The organism is Acidobacteriota bacterium, assembly GCA_004299485.1.
In the GTDB taxonomy this organism is placed as follows: domain Bacteria; phylum Acidobacteriota; class Terriglobia; order Terriglobales; family SCQP01; genus SCQP01.
This window is the reverse complement of the sequence record SCQP01000016.1, coordinates 236147-255619: the sequence shown is the minus strand read 5'-3', so window position 1 is coordinate 255619 and position 19473 is coordinate 236147. Positions and strand designations below refer to the sequence as shown.

General features: G+C 65.0%; 21 protein-coding genes. 13 read left to right on the top strand and 8 right to left on the bottom strand.

Annotation, left to right across the window (positions count from 1 at the left end; all coding sequences use genetic code 11):
* Window positions 1-65 precede the first annotated feature (65 nt).
* From bioB to EPN33_12445, 3 genes are read left to right on the top strand one after another with little or no spacing between them, the layout of a single operon-like run.
* Entirely contained in the window at window positions 66-2210 is a 2145-nt protein-coding gene (gene bioB / locus EPN33_12455; GenBank protein ID TAN21427.1) for a biotin synthase BioB, read from the top strand.
* A complete protein-coding gene (bioD, locus tag EPN33_12450; protein TAN21426.1) occupies window positions 2203-2808 on the top strand; it encodes a dethiobiotin synthase in 606 nt (201 codons plus the stop codon). Before bioB ends, bioD begins: the two co-directional genes overlap by 8 nt.
* A complete protein-coding gene (locus tag EPN33_12445) occupies window positions 2795-4054 on the top strand; it encodes an adenosylmethionine--8-amino-7-oxononanoate transaminase (protein TAN21425.1) in 1260 nt (419 codons plus the stop codon). Before bioD ends, EPN33_12445 begins: the two co-directional genes overlap by 14 nt.
* Here the strand turns inward: EPN33_12445 and EPN33_12440 are convergent.
* Both EPN33_12440 and EPN33_12435 read right to left on the bottom strand, forming a co-directional pair.
* Window positions 4023-6665: a serine/threonine-protein kinase gene (locus tag EPN33_12440; protein ID TAN21424.1), complete on the bottom strand. Its 2643-nt coding sequence runs from the start codon at window positions 6663-6665 to the stop codon at window positions 4023-4025. The two genes, EPN33_12445 and EPN33_12440, sit on opposite strands and share 32 nt — an antisense overlap.
* A 40-nt stretch (window positions 6666-6705) precedes the next feature.
* A complete protein-coding gene (locus EPN33_12435; protein ID TAN21423.1) occupies window positions 6706-6909 on the bottom strand; it encodes a cold shock domain-containing protein in 204 nt (67 codons plus the stop codon).
* A 195-nt stretch (window positions 6910-7104) separates the two neighbouring features.
* Between EPN33_12435 and EPN33_12430 the strand changes: the two genes are divergently transcribed.
* Entirely contained in the window at window positions 7105-8535 is a 1431-nt protein-coding gene (locus EPN33_12430; protein TAN21422.1) for a hypothetical protein, read from the top strand.
* 22 nt (window positions 8536-8557) lie between these two features.
* Here the strand turns inward: EPN33_12430 and dacB are convergent, their stop codons facing one another.
* Entirely contained in the window at window positions 8558-10117 is a 1560-nt protein-coding gene (gene dacB, locus EPN33_12425) for a D-alanyl-D-alanine carboxypeptidase/D-alanyl-D-alanine-endopeptidase (GenBank protein ID TAN21421.1), read from the bottom strand.
* A 148-nt stretch (window positions 10118-10265) separates the two neighbouring features.
* On the opposite strand from dacB, the gene EPN33_12420 reads away from it, so the two are divergent.
* From EPN33_12420 to EPN33_12380, 9 genes are all read left to right on the top strand, one after another.
* Window positions 10266-10754 (top strand): septal ring lytic transglycosylase RlpA family protein, encoded by a 489-nt coding sequence (locus EPN33_12420; protein ID TAN21420.1) that lies wholly within the window; start codon window positions 10266-10268, stop codon window positions 10752-10754.
* A 139-nt stretch (window positions 10755-10893) separates the two neighbouring features.
* Window positions 10894-11826: an rRNA pseudouridine synthase gene (locus EPN33_12415; protein TAN21419.1), complete on the top strand. Its 933-nt coding sequence runs from the start codon at window positions 10894-10896 to the stop codon at window positions 11824-11826.
* A gap of 24 nt (window positions 11827-11850) precedes the next feature.
* Window positions 11851-12285: a CoA-binding protein gene (locus EPN33_12410; protein TAN21418.1), complete on the top strand. Its 435-nt coding sequence runs from the start codon at window positions 11851-11853 to the stop codon at window positions 12283-12285.
* On the top strand, window positions 12282-12716 hold the full coding sequence (locus EPN33_12405; protein TAN21417.1) for a hypothetical protein: 435 nt from the start codon (window positions 12282-12284) through the stop codon (window positions 12714-12716). Before EPN33_12410 ends, EPN33_12405 begins: the two co-directional genes overlap by 4 nt.
* Window positions 12717-12721: 5 nt before the next feature.
* The gene (locus EPN33_12400; protein TAN21416.1) at window positions 12722-12910 is read left to right on the top strand and encodes a hypothetical protein; all 189 of its coding nucleotides are present in this window, start codon (window positions 12722-12724) and stop codon (window positions 12908-12910) included.
* Between the two features lie 94 nt (window positions 12911-13004).
* A complete protein-coding gene (gene cyoE / locus EPN33_12395; protein TAN21560.1) occupies window positions 13005-13871 on the top strand; it encodes a protoheme IX farnesyltransferase in 867 nt (288 codons plus the stop codon).
* A 9-nt stretch (window positions 13872-13880) separates the two neighbouring features.
* Window positions 13881-14294 carry a DUF420 domain-containing protein gene (locus EPN33_12390; protein TAN21415.1) on the top strand — a complete coding sequence of 138 codons (414 nt, stop codon included), beginning with the start codon at window positions 13881-13883 and terminating at the stop codon, window positions 14292-14294.
* A gap of 154 nt (window positions 14295-14448) precedes the next feature.
* The gene (locus tag EPN33_12385; GenBank protein TAN21414.1) at window positions 14449-14898 is read left to right on the top strand and encodes a hypothetical protein; all 450 of its coding nucleotides are present in this window, start codon (window positions 14449-14451) and stop codon (window positions 14896-14898) included.
* An 11-nt stretch (window positions 14899-14909) separates the two neighbouring features.
* On the top strand, window positions 14910-15245 hold the full coding sequence (locus EPN33_12380) for a hypothetical protein (GenBank protein ID TAN21413.1): 336 nt from the start codon (window positions 14910-14912) through the stop codon (window positions 15243-15245).
* Here the strand turns inward: EPN33_12380 and EPN33_12375 are convergent.
* Genes EPN33_12375 through treS form a run of 5 tightly spaced genes read right to left on the bottom strand, consistent with a single transcriptional unit; the run spans window position 15242 to window position 19469 of the window.
* On the bottom strand, window positions 15242-16573 hold the full coding sequence (locus EPN33_12375) for a class I SAM-dependent RNA methyltransferase (protein TAN21412.1): 1332 nt from the start codon (window positions 16571-16573) through the stop codon (window positions 15242-15244). The genes EPN33_12380 and EPN33_12375 overlap by 4 nt on opposite strands.
* Window positions 16375-16791, bottom strand: a complete 417-nt coding sequence (locus tag EPN33_12370; GenBank protein TAN21411.1) for a PIN domain-containing protein — start codon at window positions 16789-16791, stop codon at window positions 16375-16377. Before EPN33_12370 ends, EPN33_12375 begins: the two co-directional genes overlap by 199 nt.
* Window positions 16791-17069 (bottom strand): type II toxin-antitoxin system Phd/YefM family antitoxin, encoded by a 279-nt coding sequence (locus EPN33_12365; protein ID TAN21410.1) that lies wholly within the window; start codon window positions 17067-17069, stop codon window positions 16791-16793. The genes EPN33_12370 and EPN33_12365 overlap by 1 nt, the downstream gene beginning before the upstream one ends.
* Window positions 17062-17745 carry a hypothetical protein gene (locus EPN33_12360; GenBank protein ID TAN21409.1) on the bottom strand — a complete coding sequence of 228 codons (684 nt, stop codon included), beginning with the start codon at window positions 17743-17745 and terminating at the stop codon, window positions 17062-17064. The genes EPN33_12365 and EPN33_12360 overlap by 8 nt, the downstream gene beginning before the upstream one ends.
* Entirely contained in the window at window positions 17742-19469 is a 1728-nt protein-coding gene (gene treS / locus EPN33_12355; protein ID TAN21408.1) for a maltose alpha-D-glucosyltransferase, read from the bottom strand. Before treS ends, EPN33_12360 begins: the two co-directional genes overlap by 4 nt.
* Window positions 19470-19473 lie beyond the last annotated feature (4 nt).

The window sequence follows — 19473 nt, the reverse complement described above, 5'->3', positions numbered from 1 at the left end:
AACGCCCCGGCCAAAGACACGGTTACACCACCGCCGTTTCCAGGCGGTATCATGGTCTACGAACCATGGCTACTGCGACCACTGCTCCGAAATGGACCGTAGAAGATGTATCCAATATCTACAATCAACCCCTCCTGGAGCTGATTGAGCAAGCCCACGAAGTCCACCGCCAGCACCAGCGCCACCACTCCGTCCAGATGTGTCATCTGCTGTCCATCAAGACGGGCGGCTGTCCGGAGGATTGTTCCTATTGCCCGCAGAGCGCCCGCTATCACACCGGCGTCGAAGCCGGCAAACTGCTCGACCTGGAAACCGTGATGCAATCGGCCGAGCAGGCGCGCGCGGGCGGTTCCAGCCGCTTCTGCATGGGCGCGGCCTGGCGGCAGGTCAAAGAGGGCGCCGACTTTGATCGCGTACTGGAGATGGTGCGCGGCGTGGCCGGCTTAGGCATGGAAGTCTGCTGTACCCTCGGCATGCTCAACGCCGAGCAGGCGCAGCAGCTCGCCGACGCCGGCCTCACCGCCTACAACCACAACCTCGACACCTCACCCGAGTTCTACGGCCACATCATCACTACGCGCACCTATGAAGATCGCCTGCGCACGCTCGAACACGTCCGCGGCGCCGGCATTTCGGTTTGCTGCGGCGGCATTCTGGGTCTGGGCGAAGCCGACGCCGACCGCGTGCGGCTGCTGTTCACGCTGGCGAATATGAATCCGCCGCCCGAGAGCGTGCCGATTAACGCGCTGGTCGCGGTCGAAGGCACGCCGCTGGCGGAAAACATGCCGGTCGATTGCTTCGAGCTGGTGCGCGCCATCGCCACCGCGCGCATGCTGATGCCCGATTCGCGCGTGCGCCTCAGCGCCGGCCGGCTGGCGCTCAGCGACGAAGCGCAAGCGCTCTGCTTCTACGCTGGCGCCAATTCGATCTTCGTAGGCGAGAAGCTGCTCACCACGCCGAATCCCGGCGAGGATCACGATCACGCGCTGCTGGCGAAGCTCGGGCTGGACCCGGAACCGGCGCCCGTTGCGACTTCCCTTTTCCCTCTTCCCTCTTCCCTCTCCTCCGGCCTCGCGGAACTGGAGCGGGCCTGGGATGAAGAACTCGCCGAGCGCGAACAACGCCAGCGCCGCCGCCGGCTGCGGGCCGCCGAGGGCGAGGATTTTTGCTCCAACGACTATCTCGGCCTGAGCCAGCATCCGGGCATTCGGGCGGCGATGGTCGAGGCCCTGGATCAGGGCCTGGAACTGGGTTCCACCAGTTCGCGCCTCGTGCGCGGCAACCACGCCGCCATCGTCGAGCTCGAAGCCGAGTTCGCCGCCTGGCAAAACCGCGAGGCGGCGCTGCTGTATAGCTCCGGTTACACCGCCGGACTGGGTGTGATCACCGCGCTGGTCGGCCGTGGCGACATTGTATTTTCCGATGAGCGCAACCACGCCAGCCTGATTGAAGGCATCCGCGCCGCAGGCGCGCGGCGGGTGCTCGTGCCCCACGTCAGCGCCGATGCGCTGGCCGAACGGTTGCGCCGCTATCCCGCCGTCGGCAAGCAGCGCCGCTGGGTGGTGATCGAGTCGGTCTACAGCATGGATGGCGACTTCGCGCCGCTCGAAGCCATCGCGGAATTGTGCCGCCAGCACCACGCCGGCCTGATCGTGGATGAAGCCCACGCCCTGGGCTTGTATGGCCCTGAAGGCGCCGGCCGCGTCGCCGCCGCGGGCGAGGCGGTTGCCAACGCCGCCGCGGCCGTGTTGCATCCCTGCGGCAAAGCTATGGGCGCCAGCGGCGCGCTGGTGACCGGCTCGCGGCGCCTCATCGAGCACCTCGTGAATCAGAGCCGCAGCTTCATTTACTCGACCGCGCCGGCGCCGCTGCTGGCGGTGCAACTCACCGCCGCGCTGAATGCGGTGCGGCGCGAGCCCCAGCGGCGCGAGCAGGTGCTCGCGCGCGCGTGCCAAATCCGCACCGAGCTGGCCGACGCCGGCCTGGCGACGCTCGGCGCTCCCGCTTCGCCCATCATCCCCGTGATTGCCGGCAGCGACGCGGCGGCGCTGAAGCTCGAAGCTGCCCTCGCCGCCGAAGGCCTGGACGTCCGCGCCATTCGGCCGCCCACCGTGCCCGAGGGCACGGCGCGGCTGCGCATCACCGCCCACGCCGGCCAAAGCCCGGCCGCGTGCAGCCGCCTGGTGCGCGTGCTGGCGGCGCATGCCTAACGGTTGGTTCGTCACCGGCACGGATACGGGCGTCGGTAAAACCGTGGTAGCGGCAGCGCTGACGCTGGCCACGCCCGGCGCCTACTACTGGAAGCCCATCCAAAGTGGCGTCGCGGGCGATCCGGCGACCGACACCGAGGCCGTCGCCCGCTGGACCGGCCTTCCGCCCGCGCGCATTCTGCCCGAAGCCTATCGCCTCAAGCTGCCCGCCTCGCCGCATGTTTCCGCTGCCGCCGAAGGCGTCGCCATCCGCCGCGAGCGGCTCGGCCTGCCGCCAGCGCCCGCACCCATCATCGTCGAAGGCGCGGGAGGGTTAATGGTCCCGATCAACGACGACGCCACCATGCTGGATCTAATGGTCTGGCTGGCGCTGCCCGTCGTGCTGGTGGCGCGCACCGCTCTCGGCACCATCAATCACACCCTGCTGAGCCTCGAAGCGCTCCGCCGCCGCGGCCTCGCGCTGCATGCGCTGGTGCTGAACGGCGAGCCCGTGCCTACGACGAGGGAAACCCTGCGCCGCTGGGGCAAGCCCGAGCGCCTGATCGAACTGCGGCCGTTGCCTGTGCTCAATCCGGAGGCGCTGCGTGGCCTCTTCTAATCCCTATCGTGGTCGCATCTGGTTTCCCTATACGCAAATGCAGGGCCTCGCCGCGCCGCTCGAAATTGTGCGCGGCGAAGGCGTCTGGCTCTACGCCCGCGACGGCAGCCGCACCCTCGATGCCATCAGCTCCTGGTGGGTGACGCTGCACGGCCACGCCGAGCCGCGCATCGCCGAAGCCATCGCGCGCCAGGCGCGGACACTGGAGCAGGTGATCCTCGCCGACTACACTCACCCCCTGGCCGAGGAGCTGGCCGAAAAACTCGTTGCCATTACCCCGGCCGGCCTCAATCACGTCTTTTACTCCGACGACGGCTCGACCGCCGTCGAAGTCGCGCTGAAAATGGCGCTGCAATGCTGGCAGCAGCGCGGCCAGCCGCAGCGGCGCCGCATCGTCGCTCTCGAAAACGCCTATCACGGCGACACCCTGGCTGCGATGTCGGTGAGCGAGGCGACCGCATTCACGGCGCCCTTTCAAGAATGGATGTTCCCGGTCGAGCGCGTTTCCGCAGAACGCCCCGAACCCCTCGCCGGGCTGCTCGCCGATCACAGCCACGAAATTGCGGCCCTCATCGTCGAGCCGCTGCTGCAAGGCGTGGGCGGCATGCGCGTCCAACCGCCGGAATTTCTGCGCAGCGTGCGCCAGCTCTGCGATCAGCATCACGTATTGCTCATTGCCGACGAAGTCCTCACCGGCTTCGGCCGCACCGGAACCATGTTCGCCTGCGAGCAGGCCGGCATCTCTCCCGACATCCTGTGCCTCTCGAAGGGCCTGACCGGCGGCGCCCTGCCGCTCGCGGCCACGCTCTGCACCGACGCCGTCTTCGAGGCCTTCTTATCCGCCGACCGCGAGCGCACGCTCTTCCACGGTCACTCCTACACCGGCAATCCGCTGGGCTGCGCGGCTGCCTTAGCCTCGCTCGAAATCTTCCGCACCGAGCCGGTCATGCAGCGCATCGCCGCCATTGCCGCGACCCATGCACGCGCGCTGGACCGCCTGCGCACCCATCCGCGCGTAGCCGCCGTCCGCCAGACAGGCACGGTCGCCGCGATTGAGCTCCGCGACGATGGCCGCGGCTATCTCTCCGAAGCTGGCCTGCACCTTCGCCGTCACTACGAAAAAGAAAGCGTCCTGCTGCGGCCTCTGGGTCCGGTGGTCTACGTCCTCCCGCCGTACCGCATTCAGCCCAGCGAGCTCGAGTGGGTCTGGGACGTTATTGCCGACTCTTTGGAGACGCTAGCGTAAGCAGGCCAATGTTTTCCGACAGCCCGGGCTCGTCCTGAAAGACGGCCTGGTTGCCATCCGGCGATACTGCGACGTAATTCACGACGCCCACGTCATTGTAATTCGCGTCCCAGAGCGGCACAATGCGGGTTGAGACCTGCGTCCGGCCCCGGCCATCCCAGGAGAGCTTCCACAGGACGGTGCCCAGGTCAGCTTGCGCCTGCAGCACGTACAGGCTGCCTGCGGCGGACACGGCACGGTTGACTGAGCCCTGGAATATCTGCCGCGGCGGCGCATGCAAGTCCGTCACCCAGAGGCCGGCAGCGGGATCATTCGCCCTGCGGGCCGTAAGGCGATAGGCCACCTGCCGCTGATCCGGCGACCAGGCCAACAGGTCCGCACCCGCGGGAAGAGCACCGATCGCCTGAACCTTGCCATCTGGGTTCAGTACATCCAGGGTGTTGCCATTCTGGAAGAGAATCCTGCCATCACGCCCAACCGACAGGTAATACGATGCTGTCGTCGGTAAGCGATACAACGTGCGCGGCGATCCGCCCGCAACGGGGACTGTGCGAATGGCGTGGGGGTACATGGAGACAAAGTACAAGCTCTGGCCGTCCTGGCTCCATACCGGAAAGATATCTTCCCGCTGATCCTCGACCAACGGCACTGCGCCCGATCCGTCCGCATTGGCGACGCCGATGCTCTCGCTGACCACTCCTTTAAGTGCGGCGAAATAGGCCAAACGCTTGCCGTCGGGCGAATACTGCGGGCCCCACAGCCAGCGCGCGGGATCCACGTGCAGCATCTGTGGCGTTTGCTGATTGACCGGCGTTTGCAGATTGACCTCGGCCAGCCCGATGCCGACGTGCATCGTGTCGAAGATGATCCGCTTTCCGTCAGCGGAGATATCGAGGTCGGCGTCGTCGCCTTCGCCGGAAGTAATCTGCTGCAAGCCCGAGCCGTCGACGTGGATCTTCCAAAGGTTCATCGCCCCGGAGCCGTTGTACGCGAAGTAAATGGTGTGGCTGTCGGGTGTCCAGACGGGCGAGGTGGCCAACCCCGTAGTCGTCAGCACGCGGATTTTGCCGCTCGCCAGATTGGCCACCGCAAGATCGCGGTAGGGTCCGCTGGTATAGTTGGCCGTGGAAAACGCGACATAGCGGCCATCGGGGGAAAGGCGCGGGTATACCACCTCGGTATCGCCCGGAGGAATGCCCACGATCTGGTGTGGATTTTCTCCGCCGCTGCTCGCCTCCCACACCGCGCCGTCGTGCTCGTACACCAGGTCGCCGTCGCGCGTGAAGCTGGGCTCGGCAGCATCGGGCACCACGCGGCGCGGCGTGCCGCCCAGCGCCGGAACTTCCCAGATATCCGAGAGGCCGCTGTGGTTCAGCCGCGCGTAGGCGAGCGTTGCGCCATCCGGCGACCAGGCGGGATGTTGCTTCGCGTTCGGCCCGTGCGTGACCTCCGCCGGTGTGCCACCACTCAGCAGCGCCACGTAGATGTTGTAATGGCCGTCTTCGTTCGAGGTAAAGGCGACCGAGCGGCCGTCGGGCGAAAACACCGGCTGCGCCTGCACGCCCGGAAAGTTGGTCACCGCCGTAAAATGCCAGTGCGCCGACGGCGCCGGGCGCATCGCGAAAAACACAGCCAGGCCCACAACCACCGCGGTGAGGGCCACCGCGGCGAGCATCGGAACCTGACGGCGCGGGGCAGGCAGCGCGGCGAGCGCCGCGGTGCGGGTCGAGGAACTGCCGGTGAGCGCCGCCAGCGCAAACTCGAGGTCGCGCGCCGATTGAAAGCGCGCGGCCGGATCTTTTTCCAGGCAATGATCGACCACCCGCTGCAGCGCCGGTGCCAGCGTATCCGGTGCCGCCGTGATCTCCGCCGGTTCCTCTTTGAGCACCGCGGTCATAGTTTCCGCGGCAGTGTCACGCTGGAAGGCGCGCCGGCCGGTCAGCATTTCGTACAGAATCGCGCCCAGGGCAAACAGATCCGAGCGTGCGTCCGCCGCCTGGCCGCGCACCTGCTCCGGCGACATGTAGCCCGCCGTGCCCAGCACCTGCCCGGCACTGGTCACCTGACCGGCGGCTACGGTCTCGGCGTCGTCACTGACCGTCTCAGCCACTTTGGCCAGGCCGAAATCCAGAATCTTGGCTTGGCCGTCGCGCGTGAGAAAGATATTTTCCGGCTTGAGGTCGCGGTGAATGATGCCCTTGGCGTGCGCCGCCGCCAGCCCGCGCGCCACCTGCTGCGCTATCTCAATCGCTTTCCGCGGCGGCAACGCGATCGCCGGCGTGAGCCGCGCGCGCAGCGTCTCGCCCTCCAGCAGCTCCGTCACCAGATAAGGCGCGCCCTCGGCCACGCCGAAGTCGAACACGGCAAGAATATTGGGATGACTGAGCTGACCCGCCGAGCGCGCTTCGGTCTCAAAGCGCCGCAGCCGCGTGGGATCGCTTGTCACCGCCGCCGGCAGCACCTTGATCGCCACGTCGCGGTTCAGGCGCCGGTCGCGGGCACGATAGACTTCGCCCATTCCGCCCGCGCCCAGCGGCGCCACGATCTCATACGGTCCGAGAGTGACTCCCGCCTGCATAGACTGGTAGTGGCGATTATACCCCGCGCGCATCCCTAGGCCCGGGGTCGGATTGAGTTGTCGGTCGGGAGCTCTACAGTACCGTCACATCTTCGGCCAGCAGACCCTTGGGGCCCTGCTTGACCTCGAACTCCACCGCCTGGCCCTCGGCCAGGGAACGATACCCTTCGCCCTGAATCGCTGTGTAATGCACAAAGACATCCTCACCGCTCATGCGGGTGATGAAGCCATAGCCCTTGGCATTGTTGAACCACTTGACAGTTCCCTGCTCTTTCACTGACTACCTCTCGGAGATAAAGAATACGCGCTGGGACTGGATGCTGTCTCTCCCGCAGCCACTCCGAACACGCCGCACAGGATAGCATGGAACTCCCGCCCCCCAGTAGAGGTTTTTCCACTAGGGTCACCCTGCGCCGTTGGCGCAAAAGGCCCAGCGCCACCTCCGGGTGCAACCCAGTGCATACTGTACCCCATGAAGCGCCTCCCCCTCGCTTGCCTGTTGGCCGCGCTCGCCGCCGCGCTGCCGCTGCTGCTGGCCGCAACCCGCCCGCCGCAGCCTAACGCGAAGGCCGGGCCGGGGCTCCCGGGGCCCTCGGCCCGGCCGAGCGTCAAGCGGGTGGCGTGGCGCAGCCACGCCAGGCCCCGTGCCAGTCAAAGTCATTTGGCGGCAGCTTGGAGGAGCCCCGAGCGCCAGCGGGCGGACCCTGCCGGGAATCGAAGTCCGCACCCCAAGCGACCATCGGGAGCGACCAAAGCAAAAAGTGGCGAGCCACATCTTTTTGTTTGGGCCATGGAGTCACGGCATCCGCATGCCGCTATGGAGATGAAACCCGGCGTCCGCTCGCCGCAAGGCCTGGGCCGCGATTTTCTGGCCGTGTTCAACGTCGCGCCCGGCGCCAAGCCCTTCGGCAAGCTCGTCGCCATGCTGCCCGTGGGCCAGGCGAGCATGGCCCACCACACCAGCTACGCTCTGCCGCCGGATGGTCATTTGTACGCCAACGACTGGCTCGGCAACCAGACCTACGTTTTCAATCTTCACAACCCCCTGCACCCGCGCCTGCTGCGGCAGTTTGGCAGTGTGGGCAACTTCAGCTACCCGCACTCGTTCATCTATTTGCCGAACGGCAACACCCTGGCGACGTTTCAATACTCCGGCGGCTTCAATCACGCCACCGGCGGGCTGGTCGAGTTCGCGCCCGACGGGCATGTCGTCCGCTCCGTCTCCGCTGCGGTCGCCGGCTACCCGAATATTCGCCCCTATAGCCTGGCCGTCGTGCCCGCGCTCGACCGCGTCGTCTCCAGCAGCGCCGACATGATGGGCGCGCAGCCCAGCCGCGTTGCGCAGGTCTGGCGTCTCTCCGATCTCACACTGCTCAAGACCATGGTTCTGCCCGGCTCGGATCCGCGCACGCTCCCCGACGTTGCCGATTCTTCCGAGCCGCGCGTGCTTGCCGATGGCCGCACCGTCGTCGTACCCGACTTCTACTGCGGCCTGTACCGGGTCGACGGCCTCGCCGGCAATAATCCCACGCTGCGCGCTATCTACGACCCCGGCTACCGCTTTTGCGAAGTTCCCGTCGTTGAGGGACAATACCTCATCTGGAATACCCAAAGCGGCCACGCCATCCTCAGCATCGATATGCACGACCCCGAACACCCGCATGAGGTCAGCCGCATCCTGCTGCCGCCAAGCAATGACCCGCACTGGATTGCCGCCGAACCTGGAGGCGATCGCCTGGTGATTACGGGGTATGGCGCCATGGAAACCGAAGTTTTGTTTGCCGCCATCAACCGCAGCACCGGCCAACTCCGTCTGCTGCCTTACAAGCTCAACCTCACCCGCCGCTGGCCGAACGGCTGGACCGGCAGCGCCATCCCGCATGGCGCGGTCTTCGGCAATTGATGCGAGCCGCCGCCCGGCTTCGCTACCACGCGGCGAGCAGGTTGGCGATCTGGTCGATCTGCTTGCGCACGGCAGCATTCGGCCGGTTGACGTTGTTGCTTAGGATCGAAAATACCAGCGTGTCGCCCTCGCGCGCCTGCACGTAGCCGCTGAGCGAGTTGACGTGGCTCAGCGAGCCGGTTTTGGCGTCGAGCCGCCCCGTGGCCGCTTCGTGCAGAAAGCGGTGCTGCAGGGTGCCGTCCTCACCGGCCACAGGTAACAGGGCGTGCCACGCTTTCGCCTCTTGGCCCCGGTCCATATAGAGCAGCAGGCGCACGATGCCCGCGGGTGTGACCAGATCGCTGCGCGCCAGACCGGAGCCATCGATCAGCGCCGTGTCGGTGGCATTCAACCCCGCCTGATACAAGAAGCCATGGACGACCGCCTCGCCCGCGCGCGTCTCCGCATCCGGGCTGGGATCATGGGCTGGCGAGGCGCTATTGCCCAGCAGTTTTCCCAGCACGCGCAAGAGCAGCTCCGCTTCCAGATTCTGGCTGACCTTGGCCGTGACCTGTTCGATTTCGGCCAGCGGCGGCGATTGCCATGCGGTGAGCTGGTAGGGTGGGCCGGACAGGCAGTTGCTATGGCAGGCAATGACTTTGCCCTCGACTTTGATCCCCTGCGCCTCTAGTGCCTGCTTGAGCAGTTGCCCAGCGTACAGCGCCGGATGGCGCACCGCCAGAGCTTCCAGCACCCCAGGGTTATCCAGTGCCATCATGCCGGTCAGCCGCAGCGCGCCTGTGGCCGGGTCCAGATTGAGGTCCACGCGCGTGGCGCTGCCGGCTGCGCCGGTGCGGATCAGATTTTCCGTAGCGGGCGGATTCAGTGCCGGCGTCCAGACCAGCCGCGGCAACGCGCCCGGCCGCGGTCCAGGGTAAATCTGCAGGAAGCGGGTGTTGTCGTTCAGCGTCAGCGCCGACACCGGGGCGCCGTAATCCCAGAGCATGTCGTCGATGGCCCAACCGACGGGATAGGGATCATCGGTGAAATAGCTGTCGTCCCCGACGATGTTGCCTTTGATCTGCGTCACGCCACGCCCGGCCAGCGACCGCGCCAGCAGCAAGGGGATGGCACTCGGATCGTACGGCAGCGCAGGCTCCGGCGGCGGCACCTCGTAGGGGTAGGACCGCCCCGACAAACTCGGGTCGCCGGCGCCCACTAGAACCACGTTGCCGGCAATCACCCCCTGGGCATCCGGCGCGGCGGTCGATTGCACCACTGTGTGAAACCGGAAGTTGCTGCCCAGCAGGCTGAGCGCAGTCGCCAGCGTGAACAGCTTGGCGTTCGACGCCGGCGTAAACCAGCGCTCGCCGTTATGGTCGAACAGCACCCGCCGCCGGCTGGCGTCGTAAACGTACACGCCCCAGAAGCCGTGCTGAAATCCAGGCCCGCGCAGTATCTGCCCCAGCCGTCGCTGCAACACCTTCTCGACCGGCGTCAAGGGAGGATCGGTCTTCGGCGGCACGCCCGCCGCCGCTGCCACCGCGGGCAAAAGTAAGGCAATCAGGGCGATTCGGGTCAGACGGACAGTTCGGCTCGGCATTGTGGACTTTCGAGGCAACCTAAGCTATAATTAGGGCATCTTACTTCCACTACGAGAGCCATCCGGCACCCTCGAGGAAGCATCCCCAAGCAAAGGAGTTTAACGCCACAGCCGTACCCGAACAGCACCATTTGTTCCCTAGCTGCTCATGAGACGAATCTTTGCCTTCCTCCTTTTGACCATGTCGCTCCTCAGCGCGCCTTTGGCCGTGCGGGTTCCTAACGCATCATCGGCAGGCCAGCCTGAGGACTTTAGTCCTGCCGCCCCCATTCCTCCGGTCAAGCTCCCCTACCAGGTGGGTATCGCGAGCTGGTATGGCTCATTTTTCCAGGGAAAAGAGACCACCAGCGGCCATCCGTTCAATATGTGGGCCATGACCGCCGCCCACCGCACCCTGCCGTTGGGCACGCGCGTCCGCGTCACCAACCTCGCAAACAATCTGGCCGTCATTTTGCGGATCAACGACCGCGGTCCGGTGCCTGACTCCCGCATTATTGACCTGAGCTATGGCGCCGCCCGGGCGCTGCATTTCAGCGGTCAGGGCCTGGCGCCGGTTCGTATCGACATTCTTGCCCGCAAAGGCCCCCTCGGCGTCACCGCGTCGCCCAACGCCACCCAACTCGCCTCGCTGCCCTGATACCCTAGATGGGCATGGCACTGGCAAAGCTCCTGACAGTTATGCGGGCGGCGGTGGGGCACGGGGGCCCCCGCCGCCGCTCCCCCGCAGACGCGGAGAACGGGCCGCCGGGCGAAGCACGGCTGGGTGCCCGCGATCAATGAAAAGCCGGCTGCAAAAGCTCATCGCCCAGGCGGGGTATGCCTCCCGCCGGCAAGCGGAAACACTGATCACCACCGGCCAGGTGAGCGTCAACGGCCGCATTGTGACCGAGCTGGGCAGCAAAGCCGACTGGGACACGGACCGGATTGCCGTAGCCGGCAAGCCGCTCCAGCGCGAACGGAACCTGCGCTACCTGCTGTTTTACAAGCCCAAAGGTGTGGTCAGCACCCTCAGGGATCCAGAGGGCCGCCCCAGCATCAGCGATTACACTCGCCTGCTGCGGGGCATCAAGGAGCGTCTCTATCCCGTCGGGCGGCTGGATTTTCACTCCGAGGGCCTGATCCTGCTTACCAACGACGGCGAGCTCGCCAACCATGTACTGAAAGCCAGCACGGCGCTGCCCAAGACCTACTGGGTGAAAGTCAGCGGCCGGCCCAGCGAAGAACATCTCGAACGGCTCCGGCGCGGCGTCACGATCGATGGCCGGCGCACCGCGCCGGCGCAAATCCGCTGGCTGCGCGACGCCGGCGCCAGCGGCCGCGCCCGCCAGCAGGCAGGCGTTTACCGCACCTCGCGCGAAAATCCCTGGCTCGAGGTGGTGCTGGTCGAAGGCCGCTATCATCAAATCCGCAAAATGTTCCAGCTCGTCGGTCACCCGGTGGAAAAGCTGAAACGCGTGGCCATCGGCAAATTGACCATTGGCCAGCTACAATCAGGAAAGATGCGTCCCCTGACCGAAGCCGAAATGTTCGGCCTGCAAAAAGCAACCCCACGCCAACCAAGGGCGCGAGGTAAGGCGGGCGCGCCGCCCTTGGCGGCAGCTTGGAGGAGCCCCGAGCGCCAGCGGGCGGATCCTGCCGGGAATCGAAGCCCGCACTCCAAGCGACCAACGGGAGCGACCAAAGCAAAAAGTGGCGAGCCACATAGCTAATCGCCAATCGCTACCGATTTGCTCATGAAACTGAAGCCAGAAATCCTGGAAACCATCCGTACCGCGCACACCATCGCTGTCGTCGGCCTTTCGAGCAATCCCGCGCGGCCCAGCTATGGGGTGGCTCGATATTTGCAGTCCCAAGGCTACCGCATTATTCCGGTAAACCCGGGCGAGCGCACGGTGCTGGGAGAAACGGCCTTCCCCTCGCTGGATGCGATTCCGGACACCCTGCGGCCGGTAGATATCGTCGACGTCTTTCGCCGCAGCCAGTTTGTGCCGGATATCGTGGAGCAGGCGATCGGTCTGGGCGCGCGGCTGCTCTGGCTGCAGGAAGGTGTATCCCATGCCGGCGCCGAAGCGCGGGCGCACCAAGCCGGCATGCAAGTTGTGTCCGACGCCTGCCTGCTGAAAGCCCACGGACGCTTTGTGCGCCCAGAAGCGGTGCCGCAATCATGAATCCCTGGACGAACCTGCTGAGCTGGGTGTTGCTGTTTCACATCGCCGGTATCGTGCTTTGGATCGGTGGCTTGTTTTACGCTCTCTCGGTGGCGCGCAGCGGCCGCAGCGGCGATGCGCTGCCGCTGCGCCAGCAGCGGGCGGAGCTGGCGCAAAAGGCCATGCGCGCCATCGCGCATCCCGGCGCTGCCATCACCATCCTGGCGGGGCTGATTTTGTTTTACCTCCTGCCCGGCATTCGCATGGCGCCCTGGCTGCACGCCAAACTGCTGCTGGTCGTGATCCTGATTATCTTGGACATCCTGCTGACGGTCCGCCTGCGCCGCATGCCCGAGCAGGACCTGGCGCCCAGGCAATTGGGCATCTTCCACGGCTCCATTGCCCTGGTATTTTTCCTGATCCTGATCATGGTGCTGATCCGGCCCTTCTAGCCGCCATGCATACGATTTATGTCATCGTTTTGATCGCCTGCACCGCCGCCGTGTTGGCGCTGGTGCTCTGGCGGCTGCGGCATTTGCGAGCCAATCCTATGCCCAGCCGCGGGCGGCTCATCAACGAATGGATCTGGACCGTAGTGCCGGTCGCCATTTTGGTCGCGCTGCTCTGGCGTACTCTGCCAAAATAGGAACTTGCCCGAATTGCAGCACACTTCTGCGCCCTCGCTGACAGCAAGACCCGTCAGGCCACGGACGCTTCCGCCCGCGGCTCCCGCGCATACGCTGGGCGAGTGGGCCGGAAGCTGTCTGGCGCTGACCAAGCCGCGCGTCACCCTCCTGGTCGTGCTGACCGCCGTCGCCGCCTGCTACGTCGGCGCCGACACGGCGCTGGGTTGGGCGCTATTGCTCAAACTCGCTGTGGGCACCGCCCTCCTGGCCGGCGGCACCGCGGCGCTCAATCAGCTTTGGGAGCGGCGTACCGACGCCCTCATGTCCCGCACCATGGCGCGCCCGCTGCCGGCGGGAAAAATTCAGCCGCCGCCGGCCGCTCTCTTTGGCGGCGTGACCATCGCCGCCGGTACAGCACTGCTCGCCTGGGGTATCAATGGGCCCTGCGCCTATTGGGGGCTGGCGACCAGCGCCGTCTACCTGCTGGCGTACACGCCGCTGAAGTTCCGTTCCCCCATCAGCACGCTCATTGGCGCGCTGCCCGGCGCCGGACCCATCCTGATGGGCTGGGCTGCGGCGCGGGGTGGCCTCGACACCGCCGCCTGGATTCTGTTCGGCATTCAATTCTTGTGGCAGTTTCCGCACTTCCTCGCCATTGCCTGGCTCTACAAAGAGCAGTACGAACGCGCCGGCATCCGCATGTTGCCCGTGGTCGATGAAAATGGCAGCGAGACCTCGCGCCAGGTGCTGCTCTATTCGCTCGCCCTCATTCCCGTCAGCCTGCTGCCCAGCCTGATCGGCCTCACCGGACCGCTCTACTTTGCGGGCGCGCTGGTGCTGGGCTGCGGCCTGCTCTATGCCAGCCTTCAGAGTGTGCGCGCCAAAACGCGCAAGAGTTATCTGTCGCTATTGCGGGCCAGCGTGATCTATTTGCCGCTGCTGTTCGGCCTCATGGCTTACGACCGGCTCTTCCATCCCTGATCGGGCATCATGTTTGGCTGGAGTTCATTGCCTGTCTGGATCGCCACCCTCAACCTGGTGAGCGCGGCGCTGCTGGTCTGCGGCCTGGTTTGCATCAAGCGCAAGCGCGTGCGCGCGCACCGTGCCTTCATGCTTTCCGCCTTTGCCACCTCGGCCGTATTCCTGGCGGTTTATCTCGCCGATCATTTTCACAACGGCATCGTTTACTACACCGGCGTCGGCTGGCTCCGGCTTACCTATTTCGCCATCCTCAGCACGCACTCGCTGCTCGCCTCCGCGGTGCCGGTTCTGGCGATTATCACCCTGGTGCTGGCGCTGCGCGGCCGATTTCGCCGCCACCGTCAGTGGGCGCGCTGGACCTGGCCCATCTGGATGTATGTCTCGGTGACCGGCGTCGCCGTCTACTGGATGCTCTACCGCTGAAGTTTTCAGTTCTCAGTTTTCAGTTCTCAGTCCTGCCGCCGCCGTCCCAGCGTGCGCCCATCTCGACGAGCCTTTACTGAAAACTGATGACTGACAACTGATAACTGCCCACTTTGGCCTTCCACTTGCAAGTTCCAGAGCAGGAGGATTTTCCATGCGAAAGTACTGCGGTTGGATTGCGCTCGTGGGCCTGCTGCTCGCTTCTCTGCCGGCTCTGGCGCAAGGTCCCACGCGCTTTAACATCTTTGGCGGCGCGCTGTTAGGCTCGCCCAGCGGATTTGTGGGCGGCGGCGAGTTGATTTTTCCCATCAACAGCCACATTGCTTTTGTGCCCAGCGCCGCGCTCGGCCGCAGCGGTCATACGGGACTTTTTACGCTAGATGGTACTTTTCGCTATGAGTTCCACCCCGACAATGAAGCCTTCATCCCGTACATTCTCGGTGGCGTCGGCCTGTCGCAATGGGGTTCGGCCACGCACGGTTCGGCGATTATCGGCGCCGGCATTCGCTTCCCCATTGGCCACGACATCTGGATCGTACCCGAAGCGCGTGCCGCCGATCACGGCCTGGCCCGCTTCACCATTGGCATCAGCAAATCGTTTTAAAATAAGGGAGCGTGAAGTCTGCCGTAAAAGCTCCTCTCGTCCTGCTGGGCCTGGCAGTTGGCTTGGCGTTACTTGTCGCGCTTACCAACGTTGGCCAGCGGCCTGCGTTGAATCCAGAAGCGGCCGCCGCGAGCGCGCCCGTGCCGGAAGAAGCCGATGCTGCCATCGGGCAGATGGTGCTGGCGCGCTGCGGCGGCTGCCATGGACTCAACACCCTTACGCAGCATCCGCAGGACGCCACCGGCTGGACCAGGACCGTCAACGAGATGGTCGGCCTCGGCGCACAAGTTTCCGCACAGGATGAGCCCGCGCTCGTCGCCTACCTCGCTAGGCACTTCGGCAACTAAGTTTCGCGGTGCAGCTTGACGGCCGTCTCGATGTGCGCCGTCTGCGGGAACAGATCCAGCAGGTGCATCTCCATGATGCGGTAACCCGCCGACAGAAGCTGCCGCAGGTCGCGCCCCAGCGTGGCGGGGTCGCACGACACCAGATGCAGGTGCACGGGCGCCAGCGCCACGATGGCCGCCGTCAGCTCCGGGCCGAGTCCGGCGCGCGGCGGATCCGCGACCAGCAGATCAACCGGCTCAGGAGTACGGCGGCGCAGGTACGCCAACGCCGGCATGGCCGCGATCGTCACCCCGGCGGTACGGGTCGTGGCGAGATTGTGGCGCAGGTCTTTTGCCGCAACCGGGTTGGCCTCCACGGCCTCCACTCGTGCAAACGCCGCAGTTAGAGGCAGGGCAAACAATCCCACCCCGCTGAACAAGTCGAGCGCCGCCTCGCCCTGCTCGCCCGCGGTCACCGCTGTTACGATCACTTCCGCCAAGTAGCGGTTTACCTGAAAGAATGCGCCGGGACTGACGCGATAGCTCCGGCCCGCGACCGCAAACGAGAGTGGGGCATCGTCGTGCAGACCACCATCCTGATTATCGACGGCCAGTTCGAGTTCCGCTCGCCCGCTGACGTCGGCGGCGGCAAGCTCGGCAATGCCCTGGTTAATCGCCTCTGATGCAATCGGACAGTGAGTGATGGCCAGCACGCGGTGGCTCGCCGCCTCGTAATAACCCGTACCCACGCCCGGCTGCGCCTGCAAGCGGACGCGATTGCGATAGCCCCACGGCTCGGCGGCATGTTCCTGCACTTCCCCCTCCCACACCACGCCTCCGGTCCGCTGCAATGTTTCAAGCAGGATGGCGCGCTTGAGCGCAAGCTGCTGCGCCGCGCTGGTGTGCTGGAGCTGGCAGCCGCCGCAGCGGCCGAAGTACTCGCAGCCCGGCGCAATCCGTTCCGGCGAAGGTTCCAGAATCTCGAGCAGCCGCACCCGCCGGCCCTCGCGTTCTATGCGCACGCGCTCGCCCGGCAGGGTAAAGGGCACGAAGACTACCTCGCGGCGCCCAGCCGCATCTGCCGGCAGCCGCGCCAGTCCCTCCCCGCCGTTCACCAGCTTTTCAATGGTGACTTCGAGCGTCTCTACCACTAGAAATCCACCGCCACGCCCGCCGCCACCGCCGCACGGTACAGTTGCTGATCCAGAGTCGCCAGCGGAAGATTCTGGCGCAGCGCCAACTCGAGGTATCCCGCATCGTACGCAGTCAAGCGATATTGCCGCGCCAGCGCCGCGCTCGCCGCGAGAGGGGTTTGCGCTCCCGGTTCGATATGAACGAGCGCTAGCCACGCCGCAGCCTGCTGACAAGCGTAGTCGAAAGGATGTCCCAAGGTGTTGTTGCGGTCGGACATCACAATCGCATTCATGACTTCCCACGGCAACAGGTCAGGCGCTAGCGCCTCGTATTGCTGCTGGATCAGCTCTCGCACCGACACTGCGAGCACGGGAATCTCGCCCTCCAGTACCCAGCGGAGCAGCACGGAAGCATCCAGCACAAGGCCTTTCACTAATGGCCTTCGTGGATCATGGCTACGATTTCTTCGTCGCTCACCGGCCGCGTGCCAGGGCTGAAGTGCTTCCGGTACTCGTCGAGGTCAGCAAAGATCTCCTTCCAGGTGCGCTTGGGCACTTCCGCCGCAGGAACGACCTTGGCTACAAGTTTGCCATGCCGGGTGATGCCGATTTCCTCGCCCGTGCGGGCGCGCTCCACCAGCTCGGAGAGCTTTTGCTTGGCTTCAAATAGGCCCACGGTCTTCATCGCATCCATTTCATCTAGATTATACATCTAGGTAGAACAGGCTCAGGCGCGGTGCTTTCCAATGCTCCAGCAGCCGGCGCTGCACGAATTGCCGCTCGATCATGGCGAGCTGCTCCGGTCGCAGCCGGCGCCGGTAAGCGGCCAGATCGCGGTCCATATCCGCGCGCAGCGCGACCATGACTTCCACCGGCGTTGCGGCCGTGAGTGCCGCCAGCAGCTTCTCATCGCATACCGTCAAAACTCGGTCAAGTTGCTCGAGCGGCCCCATCGGATCAGCGGCCGCCAGGCGCCGCACGGTATCGACGACATCGCTGGCCGTCCCGTCAGGCAATGCCGCAGCAAGCCGTGCGGCGGCGTTTTCCAGATGCGCGCGGATGCGGCCCGGACTAAAGGTATCCTCTTCCGGCGATGGAGGTTCAGGCGTCGAGGGCGCGCCCACCGCTGCCGCCCGCGCCGCTTCGGCTGCGTCCAGCACTGCTGCGGCGCAATACATTAGCGAGCGATGCCGCTGCGTATCGCGGCGGCGGCCGGAATCGAATTTCTCAAAGGCGGCATCAATGCCGGCCAGCACTGCCGCCAGCGGAATGCCGGCTTCGCGCCAGGACGCAATCAGCGCCCAATCGACCGGCGAGAGCAGAATCTGCGCGCCCCGCTTGTGCTGAAAATGCTCTTCGATTTCGGTGAAGTAGTTGAAGTAGTTCACAACGCAGGCACGTCGCTGCCGCCCGGGGGTTCTAAACGGAACCAATAATAGCCGTAGGCGCCCAGACTGAGCTGGTAGGGCGCGGTGGCGATTGCCGGAAACACCGTCTCGCCGAACATTTCATGCGGCGTCCAGCCGGCAAAGCTCGACAGATCCAATTCGACCGCCTGCGAATGCCGCGACAGGTTGGCCACCACCAGCACGCAGCGCGCGCCCGGCATCTCTCCCCAGGAGTGCGAGGACTGCTTCGCCAGCCGGCGCAGGTAGACCAGCACGCGCTCATTGCCCGGGGTCAGGAAAGAGATTCCGCCCCAGCCGAACAGCGGGTTGTTGTGCCGCAGCTTCAGCAGCGATTTCATCCAGTTGAGCAGGGAATTGGGGTCCTGAAACTGCCGCTCCACATTGACCGCCTGAAAGCTGTAGATGGGGTTCTGAATGAGGGGCGCATACAGGCGTTCGGTGGGCGCCTTGGAAAAGCCGCCGTTGCGGTCGATGTTCCACTGCATGGGCGTGCGCACGCCGTTGCGGTCGGAGAGATAAATATTGTCGCCCATGCCGATTTCATCACCGTAATAGAGAATCGGCGTGCCCGGCATGGAGAAGAGAATCACGTTCATCAGCTCAATTTCGCGGCGGCTGTTGTCCACAATCGGCGCCAGCCGGCGGCGGATGCCGAGATTGAGCTTCATGCGGGGTTCGCGCGCGTACTCGTAGTACATGTAATCGCGCTCCTCGTCCGTGCACATCTCCAGCGTCAGCTCATCATGGTTGCGCAGAAACAGGCCCCACTGGCAGTTCTCCGGGATGGGCGGTGTCTGCGCGAGAATGTCCACGATGGGCCGGCGCGTTTCCTGACGTACCGCCATAAACAGCCGTGGCATCAGCGGAAAGTGAAACGCCATATGAAATTCCGCCGGCTCGCCCGGCTGTGACTGCCCGAAATACCGTACCACGTCGCTCGGCCATTGATTGGCTTCCGCCAGCAGAATGCGGTCCCCGCCGTAGCGGGCGTCCACCTGACGGCGCAACTCTTGCAAAAACGCATGCGTTTGGGGCAGATTCTCGCAGATGGTCTGCTCGCGTTCGAACAAATACGGCACGGCGTCGCAGCGGAAGCCGTCCAGGCCGAGATCCAGCCAGTAAAAGACGGTCTCGATCATCGCCTTCCGCACCGCCGGTTCCTCGTAGTTCAAATCCGGCTGATGACTGTAAAACCGGTGCCAGAAATAGGCGTTGGCGACCGGATCCCAGGTCCAGTTGCTGACTTCGGTATCGGTGAAGATGATCCGCGCCTGCGCGTAGCGGTGCGGGTCGGAACTCCAGACGTACCAGTTGCGATAGGGGGAATCGGCGGAACTGCGCGCCTGCTGAAACCAGGGATGCTGGTCCGAGGTATGGTTGAGCACCAGATCTGCGAGCACACGCATGCCCCGCGCGTGCGCCTCCTCCAGCAGTTCCCGGAAGTCCTCCAGTGTGCCGTAATCGGGATCCACGTCGTGAAAGTCGGCGATGTCGTAGCCGTCGTCGCGCAGCGGCGAAGGATAAAAGGGCAGCAGCCAGAGACAGTCCACCCCCAGCCATTGCAGGTAATCGAGCTTGTCGATCAGGCCGCGAAAATCGCCGATGCCGTCGCCGTTCCAGTCGGCAAAAGCACGCACCGGCACTTCGTAGATGACGGCGTTTTTGAACCACAAGGACGGGGCGGGAGCGGCAGACGTACTCATGCTT

Bases quoted from the DNA above. Each gene is read 5' to 3' on its own strand.
- EPN33_12400 (TAN21416.1), top strand. From the start codon at position 12,722: ATGCATACGATTTATGTCATCGTTTTGATCGCCTGCACCGCCGCCGTG.
- EPN33_12385 (TAN21414.1), top strand. From the start codon at position 14,449: ATGCGAAAGTACTGCGGTTGGATTGCGCTCGTGGGCCTGCTGCTCGCT.
- bioB (TAN21427.1), top strand. From the start codon at position 66: ATGGCTACTGCGACCACTGCTCCGAAATGGACCGTAGAAGATGTATCC.
- treS (TAN21408.1), bottom strand. From the start codon at position 19,469: ATGAGTACGTCTGCCGCTCCCGCCCCGTCCTTGTGGTTCAAAAACGCC.
- EPN33_12405 (TAN21417.1), top strand. From the start codon at position 12,282: ATGAATCCCTGGACGAACCTGCTGAGCTGGGTGTTGCTGTTTCACATC.
- EPN33_12415 (TAN21419.1), top strand. From the start codon at position 10,894: ATGAAAAGCCGGCTGCAAAAGCTCATCGCCCAGGCGGGGTATGCCTCC.
- EPN33_12420 (TAN21420.1), top strand. From the start codon at position 10,266: ATGAGACGAATCTTTGCCTTCCTCCTTTTGACCATGTCGCTCCTCAGC.
- EPN33_12390 (TAN21415.1), top strand. From the start codon at position 13,881: ATGTTTGGCTGGAGTTCATTGCCTGTCTGGATCGCCACCCTCAACCTG.
- EPN33_12410 (TAN21418.1), top strand. From the start codon at position 11,851: ATGAAACTGAAGCCAGAAATCCTGGAAACCATCCGTACCGCGCACACC.
- EPN33_12430 (TAN21422.1), top strand. From the start codon at position 7,105: ATGAAGCGCCTCCCCCTCGCTTGCCTGTTGGCCGCGCTCGCCGCCGCG.
- EPN33_12365 (TAN21410.1), bottom strand. From the start codon at position 17,069: ATGTATAATCTAGATGAAATGGATGCGATGAAGACCGTGGGCCTATTT.
- bioD (TAN21426.1), top strand. From the start codon at position 2,203: ATGCCTAACGGTTGGTTCGTCACCGGCACGGATACGGGCGTCGGTAAA.
- dacB (TAN21421.1), bottom strand. From the start codon at position 10,117: ATGCCGAGCCGAACTGTCCGTCTGACCCGAATCGCCCTGATTGCCTTA.
- EPN33_12440 (TAN21424.1), bottom strand. From the start codon at position 6,665: ATGCGCGCGGGGTATAATCGCCACTACCAGTCTATGCAGGCGGGAGTC.